Raw genomic sequence first — 21,025 nt, forward strand, 5'->3', positions numbered from 1 at the left:
TCGCCACGTCTGTGCTTTCCGAACGTTTTTTCAGCGAAAGACTATAATTAGTACAGGGGAGAGAGCCCCGTGGCCGCAATCCTCGTACGGGTAGCAATCCGTCAGAGGGATAAATTCGTTCGCCGAGCGCGACCTACGGCGATGGAGGAGGTGTCTCATGGTTAGTCATGTTTGGGGACTTCTGGCGCATCCAAGCACCGAGTTCGAACAGATCAAAAGCGAGAATGAAAGCGTCTCGCACCTTTACACCCATCATGTACTGCTGCTGGCGTTGATACCGGTTGTCTGCGCCTTTATCGGTACCACCCAACTGGGCTGGCTCTCCGGCGAAGGACAGGCTATCCGGCTCGACATGTTCACCGCATCTTATACCGCGGTGGCTTTCTACCTGCTGATGTTGGCGGGGGTGGCGATCATGGGGAAAGTGATCCACTGGATGGCACGGCGTTATGAAGTGCGTCCGAGTCTGCATCGCTGCATGGTGTTTGCCGGCTATATTGCTACCCCAATGTTCCTTAGCGGTATCGTGGCGCTGTATCCCGTGGTGTGGCTGTGCCTGTTTGTCGGCGTGATTGGCCTGTGCTATTCGGGCTATCTGCTGAATCTGGGTATCCCGCACTTCCTGAATATCGACAGTAAAGAAGGGTTTATCTTCTCCAGCTCTACCTTTGCCATCGGCATCTTGCTGCTTGAGCTGCTGCTGGGGGTAACGGTATTGCTGTGGGGGTATGGTTCCTGGTTATTCTAAACTCTGTTTTGATATTGCCCCTCACGCCGCTCTGGCGTGGGGGGCTTTTGCTTTTTAGGCCTGACGAAGTTAATTGTCGGACCAGTTTTTCCGCTTGCTGGTTTTGCCCAGGCCCGGATTAAAGCTGTTGGTCGGGTCGGCGCTGCGGTAGAACGCCTGCAGATCGGGCTTGGCCGGGTACAGGTGGCCGACGTTATGTTCCGCCGGGTACTCCGCGCCGCGCTGGTCGAGGATCGCCAGCATTTTCTCTTTCAATGCGTGGCTGTCGACGCCTTTTTTCACCACATAATCCTGATGGAATACGTGGCACATAAAGTGGCCGTAATACAGCTTGTGCACCAGTTGGCTGTCGATTTCCGCTGGCAGGGTTTCGAACCAGTCGGTGTCGTTACGGCGCAACGCGATATCCAGCGCCAGAATATCTTCCACCTTGTCGGCATGCACCGCATGGTAACGCACGGCGGCACCGGCGGCGGCAAAGCGGTGCAGGAAGGCTTTCTTGCCCTCGTCCGGGGTGCAGGTGAAAAACTCGCCGTTGGCCTGGGCAAAGTACTGTTTCAGGTACTGCTGCGCTTCTTCAACGCCCGGACCGGCCATTTTCAGTAGCAGGTGATGTTCAAAGCGTTCGCGGTAGTCTTTCATCCGTTTCGGCAGGTGGCTGGGGGCCAGATGGCTCAGGCCTTGCATCAGCCGGTCGGTCAGGTTGTGCGGCAGTAATGGCAGCTTGTTAAGGCTGGCATCCATACGGCCTTTCAGGGTGAAGAAGCTTGGCATCTGGTCGGTGCCGAGCTTGTCGATCATCATAAAGGTATCTTTGCCGTACACTTCGGCAATATCAAAAATATCCCGGTGCATATACTCACCGGCCACCGGCAGGTTGTCGAACTGGCTCAGCATATGGCGGCGCAGTTCGGTCAACACGGCGGTATCGTTGGTACCGATATAAAATACCTGTTCCTTGCCTTCTTTCTCGAAGGTGTCCAACCGTACCGCAAACACCGCCAGCTTGCCGGCACAGCCGGAGGCCTCGTACAGGCGGCGCTTGTCGGCATTAAACCGGGAAGGCGTATCGGCATCGACGTCGCGCACCCGGCTGGCATATTCGTTATCGGAAGCACGCAGTTCGCCGTGCTCGACATCCTCCGGCCGGTAATCGCCTTTCTCTAGGCGAGTGAGGATCTCCTCCGGTGTATCGCCGAGGTTAATCCCCAAATGGTTTACCAGCCGCAGCTGGCCGTCTTCCCCCAACTGGGCGTACAGTGCCATCTCGGTGTAGGCCGGGCCGCGCTTGACCAGCGAACCGCCGGAGTTATTACACACGCCACCGATCACCGACGCACCGATACAGGAGGAGCCGATTACCGAATGCGGCTCGCGGCCATAAGGTTTGAGCAATTTTTCCAGCTGATTGAGGGTGCTGCCGGGGAAACCGACCACCTGTTTACCGTTATCCAGCACCTGCACGTGGTTGAGGCGCAGGGTGCTGATAATGACGACATCGCGGTCATAGTCGTTGCCGCTGGGGGTTGAACCTTCGGTCAGGCCGGTGTTGGCCGCCTGCATGATGACAATTTTGTCAGCAGCGACGCAGGCCTCCAGCAGTTGCCAGAGCTGCAACAGGCTGGTCGGAAACACCACCGCCAGTGCCTGGCCAACGCCGGAGCGGAAGCCTTTGCGGTAGCGTTCGGTGCTGCGTTCGCCGGTCAGCAACTGTGGGCCGCCGACGATGCTTTTCAGCTGATTGAGAAATGCCTGGTTGGACTGTGTCATGCCGATCTCCCTTCGAATATACCCGTCATCTTTCAAGCTGCAGCGTTGTTATCTGCACTCGCTCACCCCAGTTACTTACTCGAGTAAGCGCCTGGGGATGAGCGAGTTGGCCGCCTAGCTGCAACTTGAAAGCTATAGGGTATGAATTGAATTACTAACTTATTAGGTTGCTAGTCTGGTGGCTTAATAACGCTCTGCAAAACCGGCCTGGCGTTCTTCGTCCCGCAGCGTCAGGATCTCCACGCCGTCGGCGGTGACTGCCACGGTGTGTTCCCATTGGGCTGAAAGTTTCTTGTCGCGCGTTACCACCGTCCAACCGTCTTTCTTCTGTTTAATCCGGTGGTCGCCCTGGTTAATCATCGGTTCGATGGTAAACACCATGCCTTCCTGCAACACCATACCGGTTCCCGGTTGGCCAAAGTGCAGCACCGCCGGCTCTTCGTGCATATCCCGGCCGATACCGTGACCGCAGTACTCACGCACAATACTGTAGCCGGCCTGTTCGGCGTGCTGCTGAATTGCATGGCCGATATCACCCAGCGTCGCCCCCGGTTTTACTGCCCGGATGCCTTGCCACAACGACTCATACACGTTGTTCACCAGGCGTTTGGCCACCGGCGTGGTCTGGCCGATGCAGTACATCTTGCTGGAGTCGGCGATATAGCCGTCGTTTTCCAGCGTAATATCGACGTTAACAATCATGCCGGAACGCAAGGTTTTGCTGACCGACGGAATGCCGTGGCAGATAACGTCGTCAATTGAGGTATTGAGCACATAAGGGAAATCGTACTGCCCTTTGCTGGCCGGGCGCGATTTCAGCTCATTGACAATAAAGGCCTCGGCGCGGTCGTTGATCTCCATAGTGGAGATGCCTTCGACAATCACCTGATCGAGCATAGCAAACACCTGCGCCAGCAGGGCGCCAGAGTGACGCATTTTGGCAATCTGTTCCGGCGTTTTGATCACAATCTCTTTCACCCGACAATCTCCTTCAACGTCAGCGCGTTATCTTTCATCATTTTTTTTACCAGTTGGGGATAGGTCAGTTCCGGATGGAACTCCGCCAACATGCCAATCTTGATCCAGTATTCCGCCTGCGCGTTGATCGAACGCGTCATCGTCAGGCTGGCGAGGCGCAGATCGTCATGCAGCGCGTCAGAAATTTTCACAATGCCCATCGTCTGTTCCATTAGTGATTTATATACGGAGTGTATATGGTTTGGATGCTGCAAATTTTGCTTTCTGTGGCATGGGAATATTCTTGGTCACAATGATTGTCGCCGCCCGGCAATGCGTTTATTGTGATAAACGACTTTTTTGCACTGATTTTTCAGAAGGATTTAGGGCGTGAGCAAATTACGTGTTGGGGTGATCTTTGGCGGTAAATCGGCGGAGCATGAAGTTTCGCTGCAGTCGGCAAAAAACATTGTGGATGCAATCGACAAAGAGAAGTTTGACGTCACGCTGCTGGGGATCGACAAGCAGGGGCAATGGCACATTAACGATGCGTCCAATTACCTGCTGAATGCGGAAAACCCGGCGCTGATCGCGCTGAACCGCTCAAATAAAAATGTGGCGCTGATCCCCGGTCAGGAGAAACAGCAGCTGATCGAGTCGGGCAGCCAGGGCGCACTGGGCCAGTTGGATGTGATATTCCCGATCGTACACGGCACATTGGGTGAGGACGGTTCGCTGCAGGGGCTGTTGCGAATGGCTAATCTGCCGTTCGTCGGTGCCGGCGTGTTGGGTTCGGCGGTCAGCATGGATAAAGACGTGACCAAACGCCTGCTGCGTGATGCCGGGCTGGTGATAGCGCCGTTTGTGACGCTGACCCGCAGCAATCGCGCCAAATTCGATTTTGAGCAGCTTAGCGAACGTCTGGGGCTGCCGCTGTTTGTTAAACCGGCCAACCAGGGCTCTTCGGTGGGGGTCAGCAAGGTAGAGGATCGCGCCGGTTTTGAGGCTGCGGTGGCGCTGGCGTTCAGCTTCGATCATAAGGTGCTGGTGGAGTCGGCGATTGTCGGTCGTGAAATAGAATGCGCGGTATTGGGCAACGACGAACCTCAGGCCAGCCTGTGCGGCGAAATCGTGCTGAGTGACGCCTTCTACTCTTACGACACCAAATACATCAATGAGCAGGGTGCTCAGGTGATAGTGCCGGCGGCGATAGAACCGGAGGTGAGCGATAAAATCCGCGACGTGGCGCTAAAAGCCTTTCGGGCGCTGGAGTGTTTCGGGCTGGCGCGCGTCGATGTATTTCTGACGCCGGACAACAACGTGGTGATCAACGAAATCAACACGCTGCCAGGCTTTACCAATATCAGCATGTATCCCAAACTGTGGGCCGCCAGCGGTGTCAGCTACAGCCAATTGATCACTCGCCTGATTGAGCTGGCGATGGAACGCCATCAGCAGGATCGCGCTTTGAACAGCTCGGTGTTTGACCGGTAAGCGGGCATAAAAAAAGAACCAGGTTGGTGGCCTGGTTCTTCTATTATCGGCTCTAAAAGAGAGCTGTGTCGCACATACTTGTCATCCTTTTTTCAGTGTACCCGGTGTTTTGTTTGATTACAAACTGCTCAGTCTGTTTTATAGTCAATGGCGATTGAAGCTGGTTTCTTACTTCACCGTCACGTCAATATCGCCAAAATACTTCTTCGCCAGCTCGCTCACGGTGCCTTGCTGCTTCACTTTGACGATCGCCTCATTCAGTTTTTTCTTCAGCGCGTCATCACCCTTACGCAGGCCGAAGGCAATGCCCTCACCGAGGATTTTGTCGTCGCTGACCGCATCACCGACAAAGGCGAAACCCTTACCGTCCGGGTGCGCCAGGAAACCGCTTTGGCCTGACGGTGCCATGACCAGCGTTGCGTCGAGCCGCCCGGCGGTTAGGTCAAGATAAGCCTGGTTCTGATCCTGATAGGACACCACGTCCACACCCTGCGGCGCCCAGTGGGCCTTGGCGTAGGTTTCCTGAATCGAGCCTTGCAGCACGCCGACATGCTTGCCCGCCAGCGAGGTGGCGTTTGGCAGCAGGCCGCTGTCGCCCTTGGCGATCAGGCGATTTGGTACCTGATAGATTGAATCGGTAAAGTCTATTGCCTGACGACGCTGGTCGGTGACGTTCATCGCCGAATTGATGGCGTCGAACTTGCGCGCCTTCAGCGCCGGGATCAGGCTGTCGAATGAGGTCTCGACCCAACTGCATTTTAACTGGGCGGCGGCACACACCGCGTTGCCCAGATCGATATCAAAACCTTCCAGCTTGCCGCTGGCCGATTTGGATTCGAACGGTGGGTACAGCGCTTCCAGCCCGAAGCGCAGGGTGTTTTCCGCCGCCAGCGTGGAACCGGCGGCCAGCAGGCAGCCTGCGGCGATCAACGTTTTCAGTGATTTCATAGTTGGAGCCCTTTTCCCATGGTCAAAGCAAAAATAAATTTCTTATACCTGACACAGACGGCGTGCGCCTTCCAGCAGGGTCTCATTGTCTTTTGCAAAACTCAGTCGGATGATGCCGGTGTTGGTGCCGTCGCTGTAAAACGCCGACAGCGGGATCGTCGCAACTTTGGCTTCGCGGATCAGGCGCACCGCAAAATCGTTGTCGCTTTCGTTACTGAAACCGCTAAAGCGGGCCAGCATAAAGAAACTGCCACGGCTGGGCAGTAATTCAAAGCGCGAATCCTGCAGCGCGCTCGCCAGTAAATCACGCTTTTGTTGATAGAAGTCTGCCAGACCCAGATAACTTTGCGGATTGCCCAGCGCCTCGGCGAAGGCGTACTGCATCGGCGTATCGGCGGAGAACACCATAAACTGATGCACCTTGCGGATCTCGTCCATCAACGCTGCCGGCGCCATGCAGTAGCCGACACGCCAGCCGGTCACGTGATAGGTTTTGCCAAACGACGACACAATCACGCTGCGTTCTGCCAACTGTGGGTGGCGCGCCATGCTGTGGTGGATATCGCCGTCGAACACCACGTGTTCATAAACCTCGTCGGACAGGATGACGATATCGGTGTTGCGCGTCAGGGCGGTCAGCCGTTCGATGTCATGCTCGCCAAACACGCTGCCGGTCGGGTTGTGCGGACTGTTAACGATGATCATCCGCGTTTTGCTGTTGATGGCGGCGGCGACTTCGTCCCAGTCAATATGCAGATCCTGCAGCGACAGTTTGATGGCGACCGGCGTAGCGCCTTGCAGACGTACAATCGGCGCATAGCTGTCGAACGCCGGTTCGAAATAAATCACCTCATCGCCCGGATGCACCAGCGCGCTGATGGCGGAATACAATCCTTCACTGGCACTGGCAATCACCGTGATTTCTTCGTCGGCGTCATAGCGTGCGCCATATAAACGTTCAACTTTATCCGCCAGCGCGGTGCGTAATGCCGCCACGCCGCTCATCGGTGCGTACTGGTTATGACCGTTGCGCATGGCTTGCGCCACCGCTTCAACCAACTGCGGTTCACAGGCGAAGTTCGGTGCGCCCTGCGACAGGTTCAACGCCTGATGTTCGGCGCTAAGCTGGCCGATAACGGTGAAAATAGTGGTGCCGACGTCCGGCAACTTCGAGCGGTGTGAGCAGGCGCTCTGCATGAGTGGCTCCAGGGAAATGGGGGAGATATCGCTTGATTAAGCATCACGGAGGGTGGGCCAACAAGGGAAAGTTTGTCATACTCGCCATGCACAGAGATCATGGCTGTTATCTTCTGCTCATCGCCACGGGCGCAGCATGCAGCGCCCCTACCATGCGGGATCGCCGTAGGGGACGCATATATTCGTCCCGACCATTTTCTGGCATCTAAAGGAGCTAACTATGTCGTTATCCTTACCTTCGCTCGACGTGTTGAAAACCTTTGTGGTGGTGGCCCAGCGGCTTAATTTCACCCATGCCGCCCAAAGTCTGCATCTGACGCAGGGCGCGGTCAGTCGGCAGATCCTCGGGCTGGAACAGCAACTGGGTTACCCGTTGTTCAGCCGACGGGCGCGCGGCCTGACGCTGACCCCGCAGGGCGCGATGTTGCTGGCACCGGTGCAGCAGGCGCTCGGGCAGTTGGATGAGGCACTGGCTCGGGTTGGGGCGCAACCGGGCACTCTGCGCATCAAGTGCCCGACCTGCGCCATGCGCTGGGTGCTGCCGCGCATTATCCGGCTGCAAAATGAACGGCCGGAAATGCATATTGAGCTAACCGCCTCGGTGTCGCACGGGCTGGATTTTGGCGCCGAACATTTTGATGCCGCGGTGGTATTCGGTCAGCCACAGGGCAAAAAATTGCGGGTGCATCACCTGTTCGATGAAATTCTTACGCCGGTCTGCACACCGTCTTACCTGCCCGACTTGTCACGTCCACCCACGCCGGCCGATCTGGCGGATAAAACCCTGCTGCACCCCACGCGCGATCGCCGCGATTGGTTACTGTGGTTGAAGGCGGTGGGGCAGGAGGTATTGCCCTCCGGCAAGGCACAGCATTTCGATACGCTGGATCTGGCGATGAGTGCCGCGTTACAGGGATTTGGCATCGCCATCGGCGACCTGTGTCTGCTGGAGGAAGATATCCAGGCGCGGCGTATCGTCACGCCGTTCCCGCTCAGCGTGGCCAGCGGCGCAGCCTATTATTTGGTCTATCCTGAACGGGCGGTGGTGCCGCAGGCATTAACCGAACTGGTCAATTTCCTCAGCGATGAAGCGGCGCAAAGCCGTAGCCGGCTGCAAAATTATCGAGCAGCCTCCGCTAACAGCTTGTAACTTTTAACATTACAAATTATTTCTGCGCCGAAAAGGAGTATGGCACACTGCCTTTTCACATTGATAAATCATCTCCGTCGCCGCCTGCGGCGGGAACATGCCTGAGATTAAAAAATATGAAATGGCTTTGTGTGGTGAGTATGTTGTCCGGTCTGGCCATCAGCCCGGTTTTTGCGCAGGAAAGCGCCGTGATCCAGGGCGTTAATGCCCAGCAGCGCGACGCCTTTGTCAGCAACCTGATGAAACAGATGACGCTGGCCGAAAAAATCGGCCAGTTGCGCTTAATCAGCGTCGGGCCGGATAACCCGAAAGAGGCGATCCGCGACGGCATCAGCAAGGGGCAGATTGGCGCCATCTTCAATACCGTCACTCGGCCGGATATTCGCGCCATGCAAGATCAGGCGATGCAGCTCAGCCGCCTGAAAATTCCGTTGTTCTTTGCCTACGACGTGGTGCACGGCCAACGCACCGTGTTCCCGATCAGCCTTGGGCTGGCGGCCAGTTTTGATCTCGAAGCCATCGCTCTCAGCGGCCGGGTTTCTGCGCAGGAAGCCAGCGATGACGGCCTGAACATGACCTTCTCGCCGATGGTCGACATCACCCGCGACCCACGCTGGGGCCGGGTTTCGGAAGGCTTCGGCGAAGATACCTGGCTGGTATCCAAAATTGCCAAAGTGATGGTGGATGCCTATCAAAACGGCGACCCGTCCAAGCCCGGCTCAATCATGGCCAGCGTGAAGCACTTCGCGCTGTACGGTGCCACCGAGGGCGGCCGCGATTACAATACCGTCGATATGAGTCCACTGAGAATGTACCAGGACTACCTGCCGCCTTATAAGGCCGCGGTTGACGCCGGCAGCGGTGGGGTGATGGTCTCGCTCAACTCGATAAACGGCATTCCGGCTACCGCTAACCCCTGGTTGCTGAAAGATTTGCTGCGCGACCAGTGGGGCTTCAAGGGCATCACCATCAGTGACCACGGTGCGATTAAAGAGTTGATCAAACACGGCGTGGCCGCAGATGCGCGCGATGCGGTGCGCCTGGCGATTACCTCCGGCGTCGATATGAGCATGAGCGACGAATATTACGACCAATACCTACCGGGGCTGGTGAAGGACGGGCTGGTATCGGAAAGTGACATCGACCGTGCCTGTCGCGACGTGCTGAATACCAAATATGATATGGGCCTGTTTAAAGACCCTTACACCCACTTGGGGCCGGTCGGTTCCGATCCGCAGGACACTAACGCCGAAAGCCGTTTGCACCGTGCCGAAGCGCGCGTGGTTGCGCGTAAAACCATGGTGCTGTTGAAGAATGACAAGCAGACGCTGCCGCTCAGCAAGCAGGCGACCATTGCGCTGGTCGGGCCGATGGCCGACAGCCAGCGTGATGTGATGGGCAGTTGGTCGGCGGCCGGAGTGATTAAACAGTCGGTCACCCTGCGTGAGGGTCTGGAACGTGCGGTGGGCGACAAGGCTAAAATCCTCTACGCCAAGGGCGCCAACGTCACTCAGGACAAGGGCATTATCAACTATCTGAATGAATATGAGCCGGCGGTGGCGTTTGATACTCGTCCACTGCAGCAGATGATTGACGAAGCGGTGCAGGCGGCGAAGAAAGCCGATGTCGTGGTGGCAGTGGTGGGGGAATCGCAGGGCATGGCTCACGAGGCTTCCAGCCGCGCCGACATTACCATTCCACAAAGCCAACGTGATCTGATCGCCGCGCTGAAAGCAACCGGCAAACCGCTGGTGCTGGTGCTGATGAATGGCCGACCGCTGGCGCTGAGCTGGGAAAGTCAGCAGGCGGATGCGATGCTGGAAACCTGGTACAGCGGCACCGAGGGCGGCAATGCGGTGGCCGACGTACTGTTTGGCGACTACAACCCGTCGGGCAAGCTGCCGATGACCTTCCCGCGTTCTGTCGGGCAGATCCCGATGTACTACAACCACCTGAATACCGGCCGTCCGTTCGGCAAGGAAAACCCGGGTAAATATACCTCCCGCTACTTCGACTCACCGAACGGCCCGCTGTATCCGTTTGGTTATGGCCTGAGCTACACCAGCTTTAGCCTGTCGGATCTGAAACTCTCCAGCCCGACGATGGCGCGCAACGGCAAGATCACTGCCAGCGTCACGCTCAAGAACACCGGTAAATATGATGGTGCCACCGTGGTGCAGTTGTATCTGCAGGACGTGACCGCTTCGGTCAGCCGCCCGGTGAAAGAGCTGCGTAACTTTAAAAAGGTGATGCTGAAAGCGGGGCAGGCGCAGAAGGTGGAGTTGCCTATTACCGAAGAGGATCTCAAGTTCTATAACGCCAGCCTGAAATGGGGCGCGGAACCGGGCAAGTTTAATGTGTTTGTCGGTCTGGATTCCGACGACGTACAGGCGCAGAGCTTTACGCTGAAGTAATATCTGATGACCCTCTCTCGCTACCGCGGGGGAGGGTTTTGTTGGCGTGCAAGGCCAACACTTCTTGTTTATCTCCCCTCATTTCCTCAATCGTTGATCCCGCTGATTGTTTCGCCATGACTATCGCTATATCATTTTGTATATAACGATAACTCACCGGAAATCCCCATGTTGAAACGCTTCCCATGGCTGTTGCTGCTTTTTGTCCTTTTCTCTTGTGTCGCGCAGGCGGATCGTCAGGTGATCGACCAACTCAACCGACAGGTCACGCTGCCCGATACCATCACCCGCGCGGTGGTGTTGCAACACCAGACGCTGAACCTGCTGGTGCAGCTCGATGCTCTGCCGCAGGTGGTTGGCGTGCTCAGCAGTTGGAAGAAGCAACTGGGCCCGAATTATCTGCGCCTGGCACCTGGGTTGGCGAACATGCCGATGCCGGGCGATCTTACCTCGGTAAATATCGAAAGTTTGCTTAGCCTGCATCCACAGGTGGTGTTTGTGGCCAACTATGCGCCGCCGGAAATGATTGCCCAGATTGAAAGGGCCGGTATCCCGGTGGTGGCCATTTCACTGCGCCGCGAGGCGGCGGATCAGGCGGGGAAAATGAACCCGGTGCTGAAAGATGAAGATCAGGCTTATAACCTGGGTTTGCAGGATGGCATTCGCCTGATCGCCAGCGTAATGGGCCACCAGCCACAGGCCGAGGCGCTGATCCAGGACGTGTTCCAGCAGCGGGCGCTGGTGACGGACCGGCTGCGCGACCTGCCGGAGGATCAGCGGGTGCGGGTCTATATGGCTAACCCTGACTTAACCACCTACGGGTCGGGTAAATACACCGGGCTGATGATGCAGCATGCCGGGGCGCTCAACGTGGCGGCGAAGGAGATTAAAGGTTTTAAGCAGGTGTCGATTGAGGACGTGCTGAAGTGGAACCCGGCGGTGATTTTCGTACAGGAGCGCTACCCCGAGGTGGTAAAGCAAATCCTCAATTCACCGCAGTGGCAGGGGATTGATGCGGTAAAAAATAAGCGCGTCTATCTGATGCCGGAATACGCCAAGGCCTGGGGTTACCCGATGCCGGAAGCGCTGGCGCTGGGCGAATTGTGGATGGCGAAAAAGCTTTATCCGCAGCGGTTCGGCGACGTTAATTTGCAACAGCGGGTGGATGCCTACTACCGGCAGTATTACCGCAGTAGCTGCTGCCAGAGTGAGCCATGAGGCTGGGCTGGCTTATCCTGCTGACGTTGCTCTGCGCATTGCTGTCATTGGGCATTGGTCGCTACCCGGTATCGGCGACTCACAGCGTGATGATCCTGCTGGAGCCGCTGACCGGTCCGCACGGTGGCATTGATGAGGTACAACGTCAGGTGATCCTCGGGGTGCGCGTGCCCAGGGTGTTGCTGGCGATGGGTGCCGGGGCGGCATTGGCCCTGTGCGGCGCGGCGCTGCAGGGCGTGTTTCGCAACCCGCTGGTGGATCCGCATATTATCGGCGTCTCCTCCGGTGCGGCATTTGGCGGCACGCTGGCGATATTACTCAGCCTGCCGATGGCGGCGCTGTTGCTGTCCGCTTTCGTGTTCGGCATGGCGGCCCTGCTGCTGATTTTTGCCATTACCAGCGCTATCGCCCGGCGCAATATTCTGTCGCTGGTGCTGGCCGGCGTGATCCTCAGTGGCTTTTTCTCCGCCTGCGTCAGCCTGCTGCAATATCTGGCCGATACCGAAGAGAAACTGCCGAGCATCGTGTTCTGGTTGCTGGGCAGCTTCGCGACCGCCGACGATAACAAACTTTTGATGCTGTTCCTGCCGTTGCTGCTGGCCGGTGGGTTACTGATGGCGTTGCGCTGGCGTATTAATTTGTTGTCGCTGGGAGATGAGGACGCCGCAGGATTGGGCATCAATGTCGAACGAACCCGCTGGCTGATTTTGACGCTGTGTGCCGCCATCGTCGCGGCGCAGGTGGCGGTCAGTGGCAGCATTGGCTGGGTTGGGTTGGTGATACCGCATGTTGCCCGGTTGCTGGTCGGCCCGGATCATCGTCGCCTGCTGCCTGCCTCTATGTGCCTGGGGGCGCTGTATATGGTGTTGATAGACGATTTGGCGCGTACCTTGAGCAGCAGCGAAATCCCATTGGGGATCCTGACTGCGCTGATTGGTGCGCCGCTGTTTGCGTTGCTGTTGCGCCGGGCGCAACTGAGAGGTTGGCATGGCTGAGACGCTATTGACGGTCAGGGATTTGAGCTTTGGCTGGCCCGGTCAGGCCCCGTTGTTTAACCGGTTGGATCTGCAGTTACAGCGCGGTGAGGTGCTGGCGGTGCTTGGCCCCAACGGGCGTGGCAAGAGCACTTTGATGCAGTTGCTGCTCGGCACCTTACCCCTGCAGCAGGGGGCGGTTGAACGTGGCAAGGGTATCGGCTTTGTGCCACAGCATTTCAGCGCTCCCTTTGCTTATCGGGTGCTGGATATTGTGCTGATGGGGCGGGCACGTTACGTGGGTCTGTTCCGTACCCCGTCGGCGGAGGATCACCGATTGGCGAAAGAGGCGCTGCATTCGCTGGATATGCTGGGCTTTGCCGATCGTGAATTTGGCAGCCTGTCCGGCGGGCAACGGCAATTGGTATTAATAGCCCGCGCACTGGCGATGAGCTGCGAGGTGTTGATGCTGGACGAGCCGACCTCGGCATTGGATTTACATCATCAGGACCGGGTGTTGAGCCTGATTTCGCAGCTGGCACGGGAGCGGCAGATGGCGGTGATGTTCTCTACCCATCAGCCCAACCACGCTCACGCAGTGGCCGATCGCGCCCTGTTGTTAGGGGCCGCAGGACAACATCAGATTGGGCCTTACGCCAGGGTGCTGACGGCCGAAAGCCTGTCGCCGCTGTTCGATTTAACGATTGAGCGGGTAGCATTGCAAATTGACGGTCGGCAGTTCGAAACCCTGGTGCCGGTGTATCGCAGCCAACGGGAGCGTGAAAATGAGTAATATTCTGCTGTTTGCCGCCGGTAGCTTGCGCGGGGCATGGGGTCCGTTGCTGGCCGCGTTTAAGGTGCAAACCGGTGCAGCGGTGGAGACGGTATTTGGCCCGGCGGGCCTGTTGCGCCAGCGAATCGAAACCGGGGAGCGACCGCATATTTTCGCTTCGGCCAATCTGGCGCATCCGCAGCGATTGGTGGATTTGCGCTTATCGTCACAGGTGCAACTTTTTGCCCGGAATAGGCTGTGCGCCACGGTACGAAACATTACCGGGTTAACGGATCGTCCCTTACTGGAAGTGCTGCGGGACTCACGGTGGCGGGTGGCGACGTCAACGCCGGGCGCTGACCCTTCCGGCGACTATGCGCAGCAACTGTTCGAGCGTATTGAGCTGTTGGCACCGGGGCAGGGCGTCGCTTTGCAGCAGCGGGCTTTGGCGTTGGTAGGCGGGGCGAACTCCGCGCCGCTGCCGCCACATCGACTGGCGGCAGAGTACCTGCTCAATAGCGGACAGGCGGATATTTTCCTCGGTTACGCCAGCTATGGTGCAGCGTTGGCGTGCTATCCCGAATTGTTGGTGCGCCAGTTACCCACTCCACTGACGATAGAAGCGGACTATGGCCTGTGCCTGCTGGATGTGCGAGCGCAGCCCTTGGCCGAATTTATTCTGGCGGAGCAGGGGCAGGGGATACTGAGGGAACAGGGCTTTTTACCTGCCAACAGAATAGGTTAGTAGCTTATCAAGTTGGCAGGTTGTGAGGTTATTACAGTTTTTTCAGCAGTTGCAGCAGGTGGTCTTCGCTCTTCTCGGCCAGGCCGTCGATCGCCAGCTTGATAATGTCGGAGCGGGTAATGCGCACCACGCCGTTTCGTGCTGCCTGCACAATGATTTCATCAATGGCGTCGACGTGGTTATCGGTCAGGCTGACCGAAATAGCTTTATAAGTGCGTTTGCGGCCCTGCGGTTTGGCTTCCGGCGCGGGGGCCAGCAAGGTGTGGGAAGTGGCGCTGTTGATGAACTCGTCTTCCGACATACGCTGGCTTGGGGTGCGTTTTTTCACAGGATCACCTCCTTCACCAGGCTTTCGATTTCCGCCTGCGCTTTTAGGTTATTCGCCTCATGCACGGTGATGGCTTCGCCCCAGGCATCGCGGTAAATCTTGCGGTCGCACAAACGGTTGCTGACCAGCTGCAACTCCGGATATTCGCCGAGCACCTGTGCCGCTTCGTTAGCTTCATTAATAAAGATATTGGTCGGGCACATGTTCAGCACAATGTAGCCTTTCACCTTCTCGTTATATTCCTGCGCAGTGGCAAACATTTCCGACAGATAGCCGACGGTGTCCAGATCCATCTGTGATGGGCGCAGGGGGGAGAGGAACAGATCGGCGGCCAGCAGACCGGAACGCAGCTCGGCGCTGTCGCGGCCGGCGGTATCGACAATCACGTAATCGTAATGGCGATCCAGCTCCAACAGCGTCTCTTTGATTTTGCCCGAGGCAGCCACCACCGGGATATGCGGCAGGCCTTCGACATTCTGACGGTCGTTGTACCAGGTCATGATTGATTTCTGATCGTCAGCATCAACGATGATGGCAGTTTTGCCCTGTTTGAGGATCAGATATCCGGCGATATTGACCGCCTTGGTCGATTTCCCTACGCCACCTTTTTGCGAGCCAATCAAAACAATCATGCTGCCATCTCTCAAGTTATTAAGTTGATAGCTTATTAAGTTAACAACTTATTGGGTTGGTAATTAAACAGGTTAACAATAACAACGCTTGAACAATATGCACCAACGACGGCGGCTTGCCAAGCCAGTATGCGGTTAACTTTACAGCTTATTTTGCTGCTAACTTAGTAGCTGGGTAAGTAGGAATGCTCTGGGAAGTGGCTGCGCGGAGAGAGTTTTTTTAATTTGGCAGCTTAATAAGTTATTAAGCTGCCAATGATGACTGAGCGGAAAAGGTTACTTTTTCAACATTGACTTCAGATTGGCGAACGGGTTATGGGTGGCTACCCCGACGTCTTTTTGCGCGTCTTCACCGGCAATCACCGTGGAGCCGTACTGATCGGCTTCGGTGTATTTGGAGTGCTCATGGTCGTGGCAATACAGGCACAGCATTTCCCAGTTACTGCCGTCTTCCGGGTTGTTGCTGTGGTCGTGATCGATATGGTGGACCGTCAGTTCACGCAGGTTGGAGTAAACAAACTCGCGCGAGCAACGCCCGCAGACCCAGGGGAAGATTTTCAATGCTTTTTCGCGGTAGCCGGTCTCCAGCCTCGCGTAGTTTTTTGGGATATATGCCATGGTGTTTGCCCGTCGGGTGATAACAATAATACGCTAAATAATACCACAACGTGCCGGGTTACAGCGTGCGGCACATCACCGTCACGTCTTCGCCACAAACCTCCCGCAACTCAACCGGTTGCCAGCCCAGTTTTTGATACAGCAACTGTTGATCGGGAGTGTAGAGATACAATTCGGCGATTTGTTGCTGGCGGCAGTGGGCGACGCAGTGATCGATCAGGCGGCGAGCCACCCCCTGACCGCGGTGCTGGGGGGAAGTAAAGACTTCACCCAGCCAGAACTTTCGCTCCGGTTTATCCGCCAATTCGTAAACGATCAGGCTGGCAGTGCCGAGGATCTCTTGTTGCGGCGACAGAGCCAACAGCGCCATGCCAGGGTGCTGCGGTTCGCAACGCTGTTCAAGACGCCGGCTGATTTTTTCGCGGCAGCTCCACGGGGGGAAATCCTGCCACTCCTGATGCAGTAATGCAGCCAGTTCATCAATGCGCTGGCGATACGCAGAAAGTTGTTCAATATGCATGATTCGGTTCGTTTTTTGCCCAATGACAGCCAACTATAGCGGCAGTTTTCGCTTATTTGAAGGTCTCGATCGCCCAATCGATAAACACGCGCATCTTGGCGCTAAGATGGCGGTTGGAGGGATAGACCACGTACATCTGTTCCGAGGGCGGTTGCCAGTCGTGCAGCAGGCTGACCAGTTCGCCGTTGTCCAGATGCGGCTGCGCCATAAAGCGGAAGGTCTGGATCATGCCCAGCCCGGCCAATGCCGCTGCCAGCAGCGCATTGCTCTCGTTGACGCTGACGTGGTAGCGGTGCTGGATATCAATCTCCTTGCCCCGATCAACAAAGTGCAGCGGCTGGATGCGATCGTTCAGCGCATGGCGGTAGTGCGCCAACGGATAACCCTGTTCCAGATCGCACGGGTGTTGCGGCGTGCCGTGGCGCGCCAGATAGGCTGGGGTGGCGCAGGTGACCCATTCAAGTTCGAACAGCCGGCGGGCAATCAGGCTGGAATCGGCCAGCGGGCCGCTGCGGATCACGCAGTCGGCGCTGTCGTTAATCAGGTCGATCAGTCGGTCGCCTACGCCCAGATCAATTTGGATTTGCGGGTAGCGCGCAATAAAGTCCGGCAGCGCCGGCAGCAGCAGTTGGCGTGCGGTGGATCCGCCGACATCAATCCGCAGCACGCCCTGTGGCGCACTCTGCGACTCGGTCATGCTGCCTTCCATCTGTTCCAGTTCCGCCAGCCACTTTACCGTCCGCTGGTAATAGCATTCGCCCTCGGCAGTGACCGACACGCTGCGGGTGGTGCGCTGAAATAGCTTGGTTTGCAGATGATCTTCCAAACTCTGGATAAGCTTGGTGACGGTGGCCTTGGGCATCCGCAACGAGTCTGCGGCGCGGGTGAAACCGCCGGTTTCCACCACGCGGTTAAACACCCGGATAGCGAGTAAATGATGATCCATAGCGCTCTCAGTGCAAAACCCCGGCAGAGGCCGGGGTGTGTTTCTGTAGATAAATAATGATTATGACTGTTTAGCGCCAATCATGCCGGAACGCAAGGTCAGGCCGAAAACCAGCGCGGCGGACAGCGTGAGTGCGCCGCCAAACAGCATGGCGCTGCTGACGCCCTGCCAGTCGACCACTTCACCACCCAGTAGCGCACCGGAGGCCAGCGCAATCTGGATCACGCAGACCAGCAGTGCCTGACCGGCTTCCGGTGCCTGTGGCACGGCGGCGAACATCCAGTTGGTGGCGCAGACCGGCACGGCGCCAAACGCCAACCCCCACACCATCACCATCAGCGTGGCACCGGCGATACCGCTAAGGAACGGCGAGACAATCAGGATAGCCGCCAACATGGCGGTGATCAGGATAAAGGTGGCACGCAGGCTGCGTTCAGCCAGTCGTTCGCCGAGGAAGGTGCCCAGCAGGCCAATGGCACCGTAGGCCAGCAGTTGCAGTGATATCGCCGACGGGCTGAGGACAAACACCTGTTGCAGCAGCGGTTTCAGGTAGGTATAGGCGGCAAAATGGCCGATAAACAACAGCACGATGGCAATCAGCCCGGTACGTGCCATCGGCAGGCGCAGCGGTAACAGCAGATCGCGTGCGGTGACCGGGCGAGTAGGGGGGACCGAGGTCAAAAGGCGCAGTTGCGCCAGCAATACCCCGACGGCCAGCACCGCGCTGCCAAAGAAGGCGGCACGCCAGCCGAACAGGTCACCAATCAAGGCCCCGGCGGGGACGCCGCATACGGCACCCACCGAAATACCGCTGAGGATCAGCGCGGTGGCGCGTCCCTGGCTGGCTTCCGGCACCAGATGGCGGCCATAGTTGGCGGCGAAAGCCCAAAAGCCGCCGACGCAGATACCCAGTAACACGCGGCCCAGCAGCATCATGGGGAAGTTAACCGCCAGGGCGGAAACCAGATTGGAGATGGCCAGCAGTACGCTCAGCGCCAGCATCAGCAGGCGACGATCGAGCCGACCGGCTGCCAGGCTCAGTGCCGGTGCGGCGATCGCCGCGATAATGCCGGGCACGGTCACCATCAGGCCGGCTCTGCCGGTGCTGACATCCAGCGACGGCGCGATGTTGGTTAGCAGGCCGATCGGTAGAAACTCGGTGGTGACCATCACAAAGCAGGCGACCGTCAGTGAGAAAATCGCCAGCCAGGCTGATGGTGCAGGTTTATCATTATTATTCAGCATAATACCGCTCGTCCCAGTTCAAGGTGTAAACCGCGCTCAGGGCGCGGAGTGACAGAGATCACAATTTACGCAGGCATTGGCGGCGGATAAATCCGTTTGCGGTAGTTACACTGTTTCTGTGGGGGAATAATCACGCGAGGCAAGCATAGCGGCGGTTGGCAGCCAATCGGCCGGTAAAATGCTTAATTGGCATAAGCTTATGTGATGGGCGCAGCAGGCTGTGCCCAAACCAGATTCACAATCCCGGCGCCTTCCACATCGAAGTGGTCAGGCCATGGTCTACCAGAGTTAGCTGGTCGGCATAGACCTGCTGCCAGGTTTCTTTTTGTCGTTGGTACAGCTGATGATTGGCCATATCCGGCTGATACTCAAGCTCCCAGCGCACCAATTGCTCGCCGGTTTGTGCCAGCGACTCATACAGCCCGGCTCCCACGCCGGCAGCAATCGCACAGCCCAGCGCAGTGGCTTCTTTCACCACCGGCACGCGCACCGTCAGGCCAGTCACGTCGCTGAGAATTTGGCTCCACAGCTTGCCCTTCGACCCACCGCCGGCGAACACCAGTGAACGTGCCTGTACGCCGGAAAAACGGGCGATCTGCTCCAGATTGCAAGCCGAAACAATCGCGGCGTTCTCTTCCAGGGCACGAAACAGCGTTTGTTTGTTGCAGCGTTCCGGGTCGAGCGACAGATTGATAAACGAAGGCGCGGCGTGGTACCAGGTCTTGAAATGCATGGCATCGGAGAAGATTGGCATCACTCCGTAGGCCCCTGGGGGGACACGTGCAGCCATCTCTTCCATCAGGCTGTAGGCATCCACGCCCAGCCGTTCTGCCATCAGTTTTTCTTCGGCGCAGAAGGCATCGCGGAACCAGCGCATGGTCAATCCGGTGAAGAAGCTGATCGACTCTGCCTGTGCCATACCCGGGATCACATGCGGATTGATACGGATGTTCATCTCCGGATCGGTGGCCGGCTCCGGCAGATTGACGATTTGTTGCCAGAAGGTACCCCCCAATACCGCAGTTTGCCCGGCATGCACCACCCCCAACCCAAGGCTACCCAGTTGCACATCGCCGCCGCCCATCACTACCGGCGTACCGCGCAGCAGGCCACTTTGTTGGGCCGCCTGCTCGGTGACGTGCCCCAGTACAGTGCCGGTTTCTTTCACCGGTGACAGCATATCGGCGCGTAGCCCGGCCATGTCGAGCAACGCCGGTCGCCAGTCACGGCTGACCAAATCCAGCATGCCGGTAGTCCCGGCGTTGGAAGGATCGACCGCCAGTTCACCGCTCAGCATGTTCGCCAGCCAGTCACTGATCATGGTCAGCGTCGCAGCCTGACGGTAAATGTCCGGCCGGTGATGCGCCAGCCACAACAGGCGCGGCATGGCGCTTAACGCCAACGTTTGGCCTGAATATTGGTAAACCTCACGTTCGAAATTATGGTTATGCAGCTCTTTCAGCTCGCTGACCTCCTCGCTGGCGCGCGCGTCAACGTTGGCGCAGGCCCAGATCGGCGTGCCGTCGCGATCGTAAAGCACTATGCCTTCGCGCATCGAGCAACAGGCGATGGAACGGATCGCCTGGCCGGAAATACCGGCGTTTTGCAGCGCCTGGCGAATGCACTGGCAGGTCAGTTGCCAGTTATGGGCCAGGTCAAACTCCATCGAGCCGGGCACCCCCGGCACCGCCAGATGCCGCCATTCCGCCTGGCCCTGAGCGATCTGATTGCCTGCTAGATCGAAGATGACCGCGCGAATGCTACCGGTACCTGCGTCCAGCGCCATCAAATAGTTATCCATAGCTCACACTCTCTGGGGTTGGGATCTTAACTATAGATGGCCTGTACTTTGTACCGATGGGGGAAACGGCGAGGCCGGCAGGATTTGTGAACTGTGCTGCAAAATTGCCGTTGCGGGGGGTAAATCAGCGGGAATAAACCTATGGTTGGAAAGCTATAGGGTATAGACCTTCAAGGTGAAACAAGGAGCCACCATGCACGTCACTCTGGTAGAAATTAACGTTAAACAGGACAAAATCGACGAGTTTATTGAGGTCTTCCGCGCCAATCATCTCGGCGCGATCGAAGAGCCGGGCAATCTGCGTTTTGACGTGTTGCAGGATGAAACCATCCCGACGCGTTTTTATATCTATGAAGCCTACCGGGACGAGCAGGCCGTCGCCGCCCACAAAAAGACGCCGCACTATCTGCAATGTGTGGAAAAACTGGAGGCGTTGATGACCGGGCCGCGCAAGAAAACCAGCTTTATCGGCCTGATGCCGGGTTAGGCCAGTACGCCAGGGTAATTTTATTCAATACATTGCTTACTCTGGCCGTCAGTCTGGCATC

The 21,025-nt window shown here is 57.3% G+C and carries 21 protein-coding genes; 9 read left to right on the top strand and 12 right to left on the bottom strand.

Annotated elements, in window-relative coordinates; all coding sequences use genetic code 11:
- Window positions 1–157 precede the first annotated feature (157 nt).
- Window positions 158–748, top strand: a complete 591-nt coding sequence (locus ACNT1W_RS08895) for a Yip1 family protein (RefSeq protein ID WP_012005797.1) — start codon at window positions 158–160, stop codon at window positions 746–748.
- Window positions 749–817: 69 nt separating this feature from the next.
- Here ACNT1W_RS08895 and dld read toward each other — a convergent pair whose 3' ends face one another.
- The 3 genes from dld to ACNT1W_RS08910 all read right to left on the bottom strand — a co-directional run bounded on the left by dld (window position 818) and on the right by ACNT1W_RS08910 (window position 3,696).
- Window positions 818–2,518, bottom strand: a complete 1,701-nt coding sequence (dld, locus tag ACNT1W_RS08900; RefSeq protein ID WP_419246655.1) for a D-lactate dehydrogenase — start codon at window positions 2,516–2,518, stop codon at window positions 818–820.
- A gap of 183 nt (window positions 2,519–2,701) precedes the next feature.
- Window positions 2,702–3,496: a type I methionyl aminopeptidase gene (map, locus tag ACNT1W_RS08905; RefSeq protein WP_419246656.1), complete on the bottom strand. Its 795-nt coding sequence runs from the start codon at window positions 3,494–3,496 to the stop codon at window positions 2,702–2,704.
- The gene (locus ACNT1W_RS08910; protein WP_006324220.1) at window positions 3,493–3,696 is read right to left on the bottom strand and encodes a ParD-like family protein; all 204 of its coding nucleotides are present in this window, start codon (window positions 3,694–3,696) and stop codon (window positions 3,493–3,495) included. Before ACNT1W_RS08910 ends, map begins: the two co-directional genes overlap by 4 nt.
- A gap of 169 nt (window positions 3,697–3,865) precedes the next feature.
- Here ACNT1W_RS08910 and ddlA point away from each other — a divergent pair, with 169 nt between their 5' ends.
- Window positions 3,866–4,969 carry a D-alanine--D-alanine ligase gene (gene ddlA, locus ACNT1W_RS08915; protein WP_419246657.1) on the top strand — a complete coding sequence of 368 codons (1,104 nt, stop codon included), beginning with the start codon at window positions 3,866–3,868 and terminating at the stop codon, window positions 4,967–4,969.
- Between the two features lie 168 nt (window positions 4,970–5,137).
- Here ddlA and ACNT1W_RS08920 read toward each other — a convergent pair whose 3' ends face one another.
- The gene (locus tag ACNT1W_RS08920; RefSeq protein ID WP_419246658.1) at window positions 5,138–5,917 is read right to left on the bottom strand and encodes an ABC transporter substrate-binding protein; all 780 of its coding nucleotides are present in this window, start codon (window positions 5,915–5,917) and stop codon (window positions 5,138–5,140) included.
- A 42-nt stretch (window positions 5,918–5,959) separates the two neighbouring features.
- Window positions 5,960–7,114: a pyridoxal phosphate-dependent aminotransferase gene (locus ACNT1W_RS08925; RefSeq protein ID WP_017892028.1), complete on the bottom strand. Its 1,155-nt coding sequence runs from the start codon at window positions 7,112–7,114 to the stop codon at window positions 5,960–5,962.
- Window positions 7,115–7,334: 220 nt separating this feature from the next.
- On the opposite strand from ACNT1W_RS08925, the gene ACNT1W_RS08930 reads away from it, so the two are divergent.
- The 6 genes from ACNT1W_RS08930 (at window position 7,335) to ACNT1W_RS08955 (ending at window position 14,387) form a co-directional block, all read left to right on the top strand.
- Window positions 7,335–8,264 (top strand): LysR substrate-binding domain-containing protein, encoded by a 930-nt coding sequence (locus ACNT1W_RS08930; RefSeq protein WP_261098926.1) that lies wholly within the window; start codon window positions 7,335–7,337, stop codon window positions 8,262–8,264.
- Window positions 8,265–8,380: 116 nt separating this feature from the next.
- Window positions 8,381–10,678 (top strand): beta-glucosidase BglX, encoded by a 2,298-nt coding sequence (gene bglX / locus ACNT1W_RS08935; protein ID WP_419246659.1) that lies wholly within the window; start codon window positions 8,381–8,383, stop codon window positions 10,676–10,678.
- Between the two features lie 168 nt (window positions 10,679–10,846).
- Window positions 10,847–11,896, top strand: a complete 1,050-nt coding sequence (locus ACNT1W_RS08940; RefSeq protein ID WP_419246660.1) for an ABC transporter substrate-binding protein — start codon at window positions 10,847–10,849, stop codon at window positions 11,894–11,896.
- The gene (locus ACNT1W_RS08945; RefSeq protein WP_261408305.1) at window positions 11,893–12,891 is read left to right on the top strand and encodes a FecCD family ABC transporter permease; all 999 of its coding nucleotides are present in this window, start codon (window positions 11,893–11,895) and stop codon (window positions 12,889–12,891) included. The genes ACNT1W_RS08940 and ACNT1W_RS08945 overlap by 4 nt, the downstream gene beginning before the upstream one ends.
- Complete coding sequence (locus ACNT1W_RS08950; RefSeq protein WP_419246661.1) at window positions 12,884–13,663, top strand: ABC transporter ATP-binding protein; 780 nt, start codon at window positions 12,884–12,886, stop codon at window positions 13,661–13,663. Before ACNT1W_RS08945 ends, ACNT1W_RS08950 begins: the two co-directional genes overlap by 8 nt.
- Entirely contained in the window at window positions 13,656–14,387 is a 732-nt protein-coding gene (locus ACNT1W_RS08955; RefSeq protein ID WP_419246662.1) for a substrate-binding domain-containing protein, read from the top strand. The genes ACNT1W_RS08950 and ACNT1W_RS08955 overlap by 8 nt, the downstream gene beginning before the upstream one ends.
- 31 nt (window positions 14,388–14,418) lie before the next feature.
- On the opposite strand, the gene ACNT1W_RS08960 is transcribed toward ACNT1W_RS08955, so the two are convergent.
- The 7 genes from ACNT1W_RS08960 to lsrK all read right to left on the bottom strand — a co-directional run bounded on the left by ACNT1W_RS08960 (window position 14,419) and on the right by lsrK (window position 20,477).
- Entirely contained in the window at window positions 14,419–14,715 is a 297-nt protein-coding gene (locus tag ACNT1W_RS08960; RefSeq protein WP_012005810.1) for a hypothetical protein, read from the bottom strand.
- Window positions 14,712–15,347 (bottom strand): AAA family ATPase, encoded by a 636-nt coding sequence (locus ACNT1W_RS08965; RefSeq protein WP_112364519.1) that lies wholly within the window; start codon window positions 15,345–15,347, stop codon window positions 14,712–14,714. Before ACNT1W_RS08965 ends, ACNT1W_RS08960 begins: the two co-directional genes overlap by 4 nt.
- A 276-nt stretch (window positions 15,348–15,623) precedes the next feature.
- On the bottom strand, window positions 15,624–15,965 hold the full coding sequence (yajD, locus tag ACNT1W_RS08970) for an HNH nuclease YajD (protein ID WP_004942039.1): 342 nt from the start codon (window positions 15,963–15,965) through the stop codon (window positions 15,624–15,626).
- 58 nt (window positions 15,966–16,023) lie between these two features.
- The gene (locus tag ACNT1W_RS08975; protein ID WP_012005812.1) at window positions 16,024–16,485 is read right to left on the bottom strand and encodes a GNAT family N-acetyltransferase; all 462 of its coding nucleotides are present in this window, start codon (window positions 16,483–16,485) and stop codon (window positions 16,024–16,026) included.
- 52 nt (window positions 16,486–16,537) lie between these two features.
- Window positions 16,538–17,431 carry a LysR family transcriptional regulator gene (locus tag ACNT1W_RS08980; protein ID WP_012005813.1) on the bottom strand — a complete coding sequence of 298 codons (894 nt, stop codon included), beginning with the start codon at window positions 17,429–17,431 and terminating at the stop codon, window positions 16,538–16,540.
- Between the two features lie 60 nt (window positions 17,432–17,491).
- The gene (locus ACNT1W_RS08985) at window positions 17,492–18,676 is read right to left on the bottom strand and encodes an MFS transporter (protein WP_112364516.1); all 1,185 of its coding nucleotides are present in this window, start codon (window positions 18,674–18,676) and stop codon (window positions 17,492–17,494) included.
- 235 nt (window positions 18,677–18,911) lie between these two features.
- On the bottom strand, window positions 18,912–20,477 hold the full coding sequence (gene lsrK / locus ACNT1W_RS08990) for an autoinducer-2 kinase (protein ID WP_165366772.1): 1,566 nt from the start codon (window positions 20,475–20,477) through the stop codon (window positions 18,912–18,914).
- A 193-nt stretch (window positions 20,478–20,670) separates the two neighbouring features.
- Between lsrK and lsrG the strand changes: the two genes are divergently transcribed.
- A complete protein-coding gene (gene lsrG / locus ACNT1W_RS08995; RefSeq protein WP_012005816.1) occupies window positions 20,671–20,964 on the top strand; it encodes a (4S)-4-hydroxy-5-phosphonooxypentane-2,3-dione isomerase in 294 nt (97 codons plus the stop codon).
- The last annotated feature ends 61 nt before the right edge of the window (window positions 20,965–21,025 follow it).

Origin of the sequence: Serratia sp. NFX21 (assembly GCF_048517035.1) — a bacterium.
GTDB lineage: Bacteria > Pseudomonadota > Gammaproteobacteria > Enterobacterales > Enterobacteriaceae > Serratia > Serratia quinivorans.

Bases quoted from the DNA above. Each gene is read 5' to 3' on its own strand.
- ACNT1W_RS08895 (WP_012005797.1), top strand. From the start codon at position 158: ATGGTTAGTCATGTTTGGGGACTTCTGGCGCATCCAAGCACCGAGTTC.
- dld (WP_419246655.1), bottom strand. From the start codon at position 2,518: ATGACACAGTCCAACCAGGCATTTCTCAATCAGCTGAAAAGCATCGTC.
- ACNT1W_RS08910 (WP_006324220.1), bottom strand. From the start codon at position 3,696: ATGGGCATTGTGAAAATTTCTGACGCGCTGCATGACGATCTGCGCCTC.
- ACNT1W_RS08920 (WP_419246658.1), bottom strand. From the start codon at position 5,917: ATGAAATCACTGAAAACGTTGATCGCCGCAGGCTGCCTGCTGGCCGCC.
- ACNT1W_RS08925 (WP_017892028.1), bottom strand. From the start codon at position 7,114: ATGCAGAGCGCCTGCTCACACCGCTCGAAGTTGCCGGACGTCGGCACC.
- ACNT1W_RS08930 (WP_261098926.1), top strand. From the start codon at position 7,335: ATGTCGTTATCCTTACCTTCGCTCGACGTGTTGAAAACCTTTGTGGTG.
- bglX (WP_419246659.1), top strand. From the start codon at position 8,381: ATGAAATGGCTTTGTGTGGTGAGTATGTTGTCCGGTCTGGCCATCAGC.
- ACNT1W_RS08940 (WP_419246660.1), top strand. From the start codon at position 10,847: ATGTTGAAACGCTTCCCATGGCTGTTGCTGCTTTTTGTCCTTTTCTCT.
- ACNT1W_RS08945 (WP_261408305.1), top strand. From the start codon at position 11,893: ATGAGGCTGGGCTGGCTTATCCTGCTGACGTTGCTCTGCGCATTGCTG.
- ACNT1W_RS08950 (WP_419246661.1), top strand. From the start codon at position 12,884: ATGGCTGAGACGCTATTGACGGTCAGGGATTTGAGCTTTGGCTGGCCC.
- ACNT1W_RS08955 (WP_419246662.1), top strand. From the start codon at position 13,656: ATGAGTAATATTCTGCTGTTTGCCGCCGGTAGCTTGCGCGGGGCATGG.
- ACNT1W_RS08965 (WP_112364519.1), bottom strand. From the start codon at position 15,347: ATGATTGTTTTGATTGGCTCGCAAAAAGGTGGCGTAGGGAAATCGACC.
- yajD (WP_004942039.1), bottom strand. From the start codon at position 15,965: ATGGCATATATCCCAAAAAACTACGCGAGGCTGGAGACCGGCTACCGC.
- ACNT1W_RS08975 (WP_012005812.1), bottom strand. From the start codon at position 16,485: ATGCATATTGAACAACTTTCTGCGTATCGCCAGCGCATTGATGAACTG.
- ACNT1W_RS08980 (WP_012005813.1), bottom strand. From the start codon at position 17,431: ATGGATCATCATTTACTCGCTATCCGGGTGTTTAACCGCGTGGTGGAA.
- ACNT1W_RS08985 (WP_112364516.1), bottom strand. From the start codon at position 18,676: ATGCTGAATAATAATGATAAACCTGCACCATCAGCCTGGCTGGCGATT.
- lsrK (WP_165366772.1), bottom strand. From the start codon at position 20,477: ATGGATAACTATTTGATGGCGCTGGACGCAGGTACCGGTAGCATTCGC.
- lsrG (WP_012005816.1), top strand. From the start codon at position 20,671: ATGCACGTCACTCTGGTAGAAATTAACGTTAAACAGGACAAAATCGAC.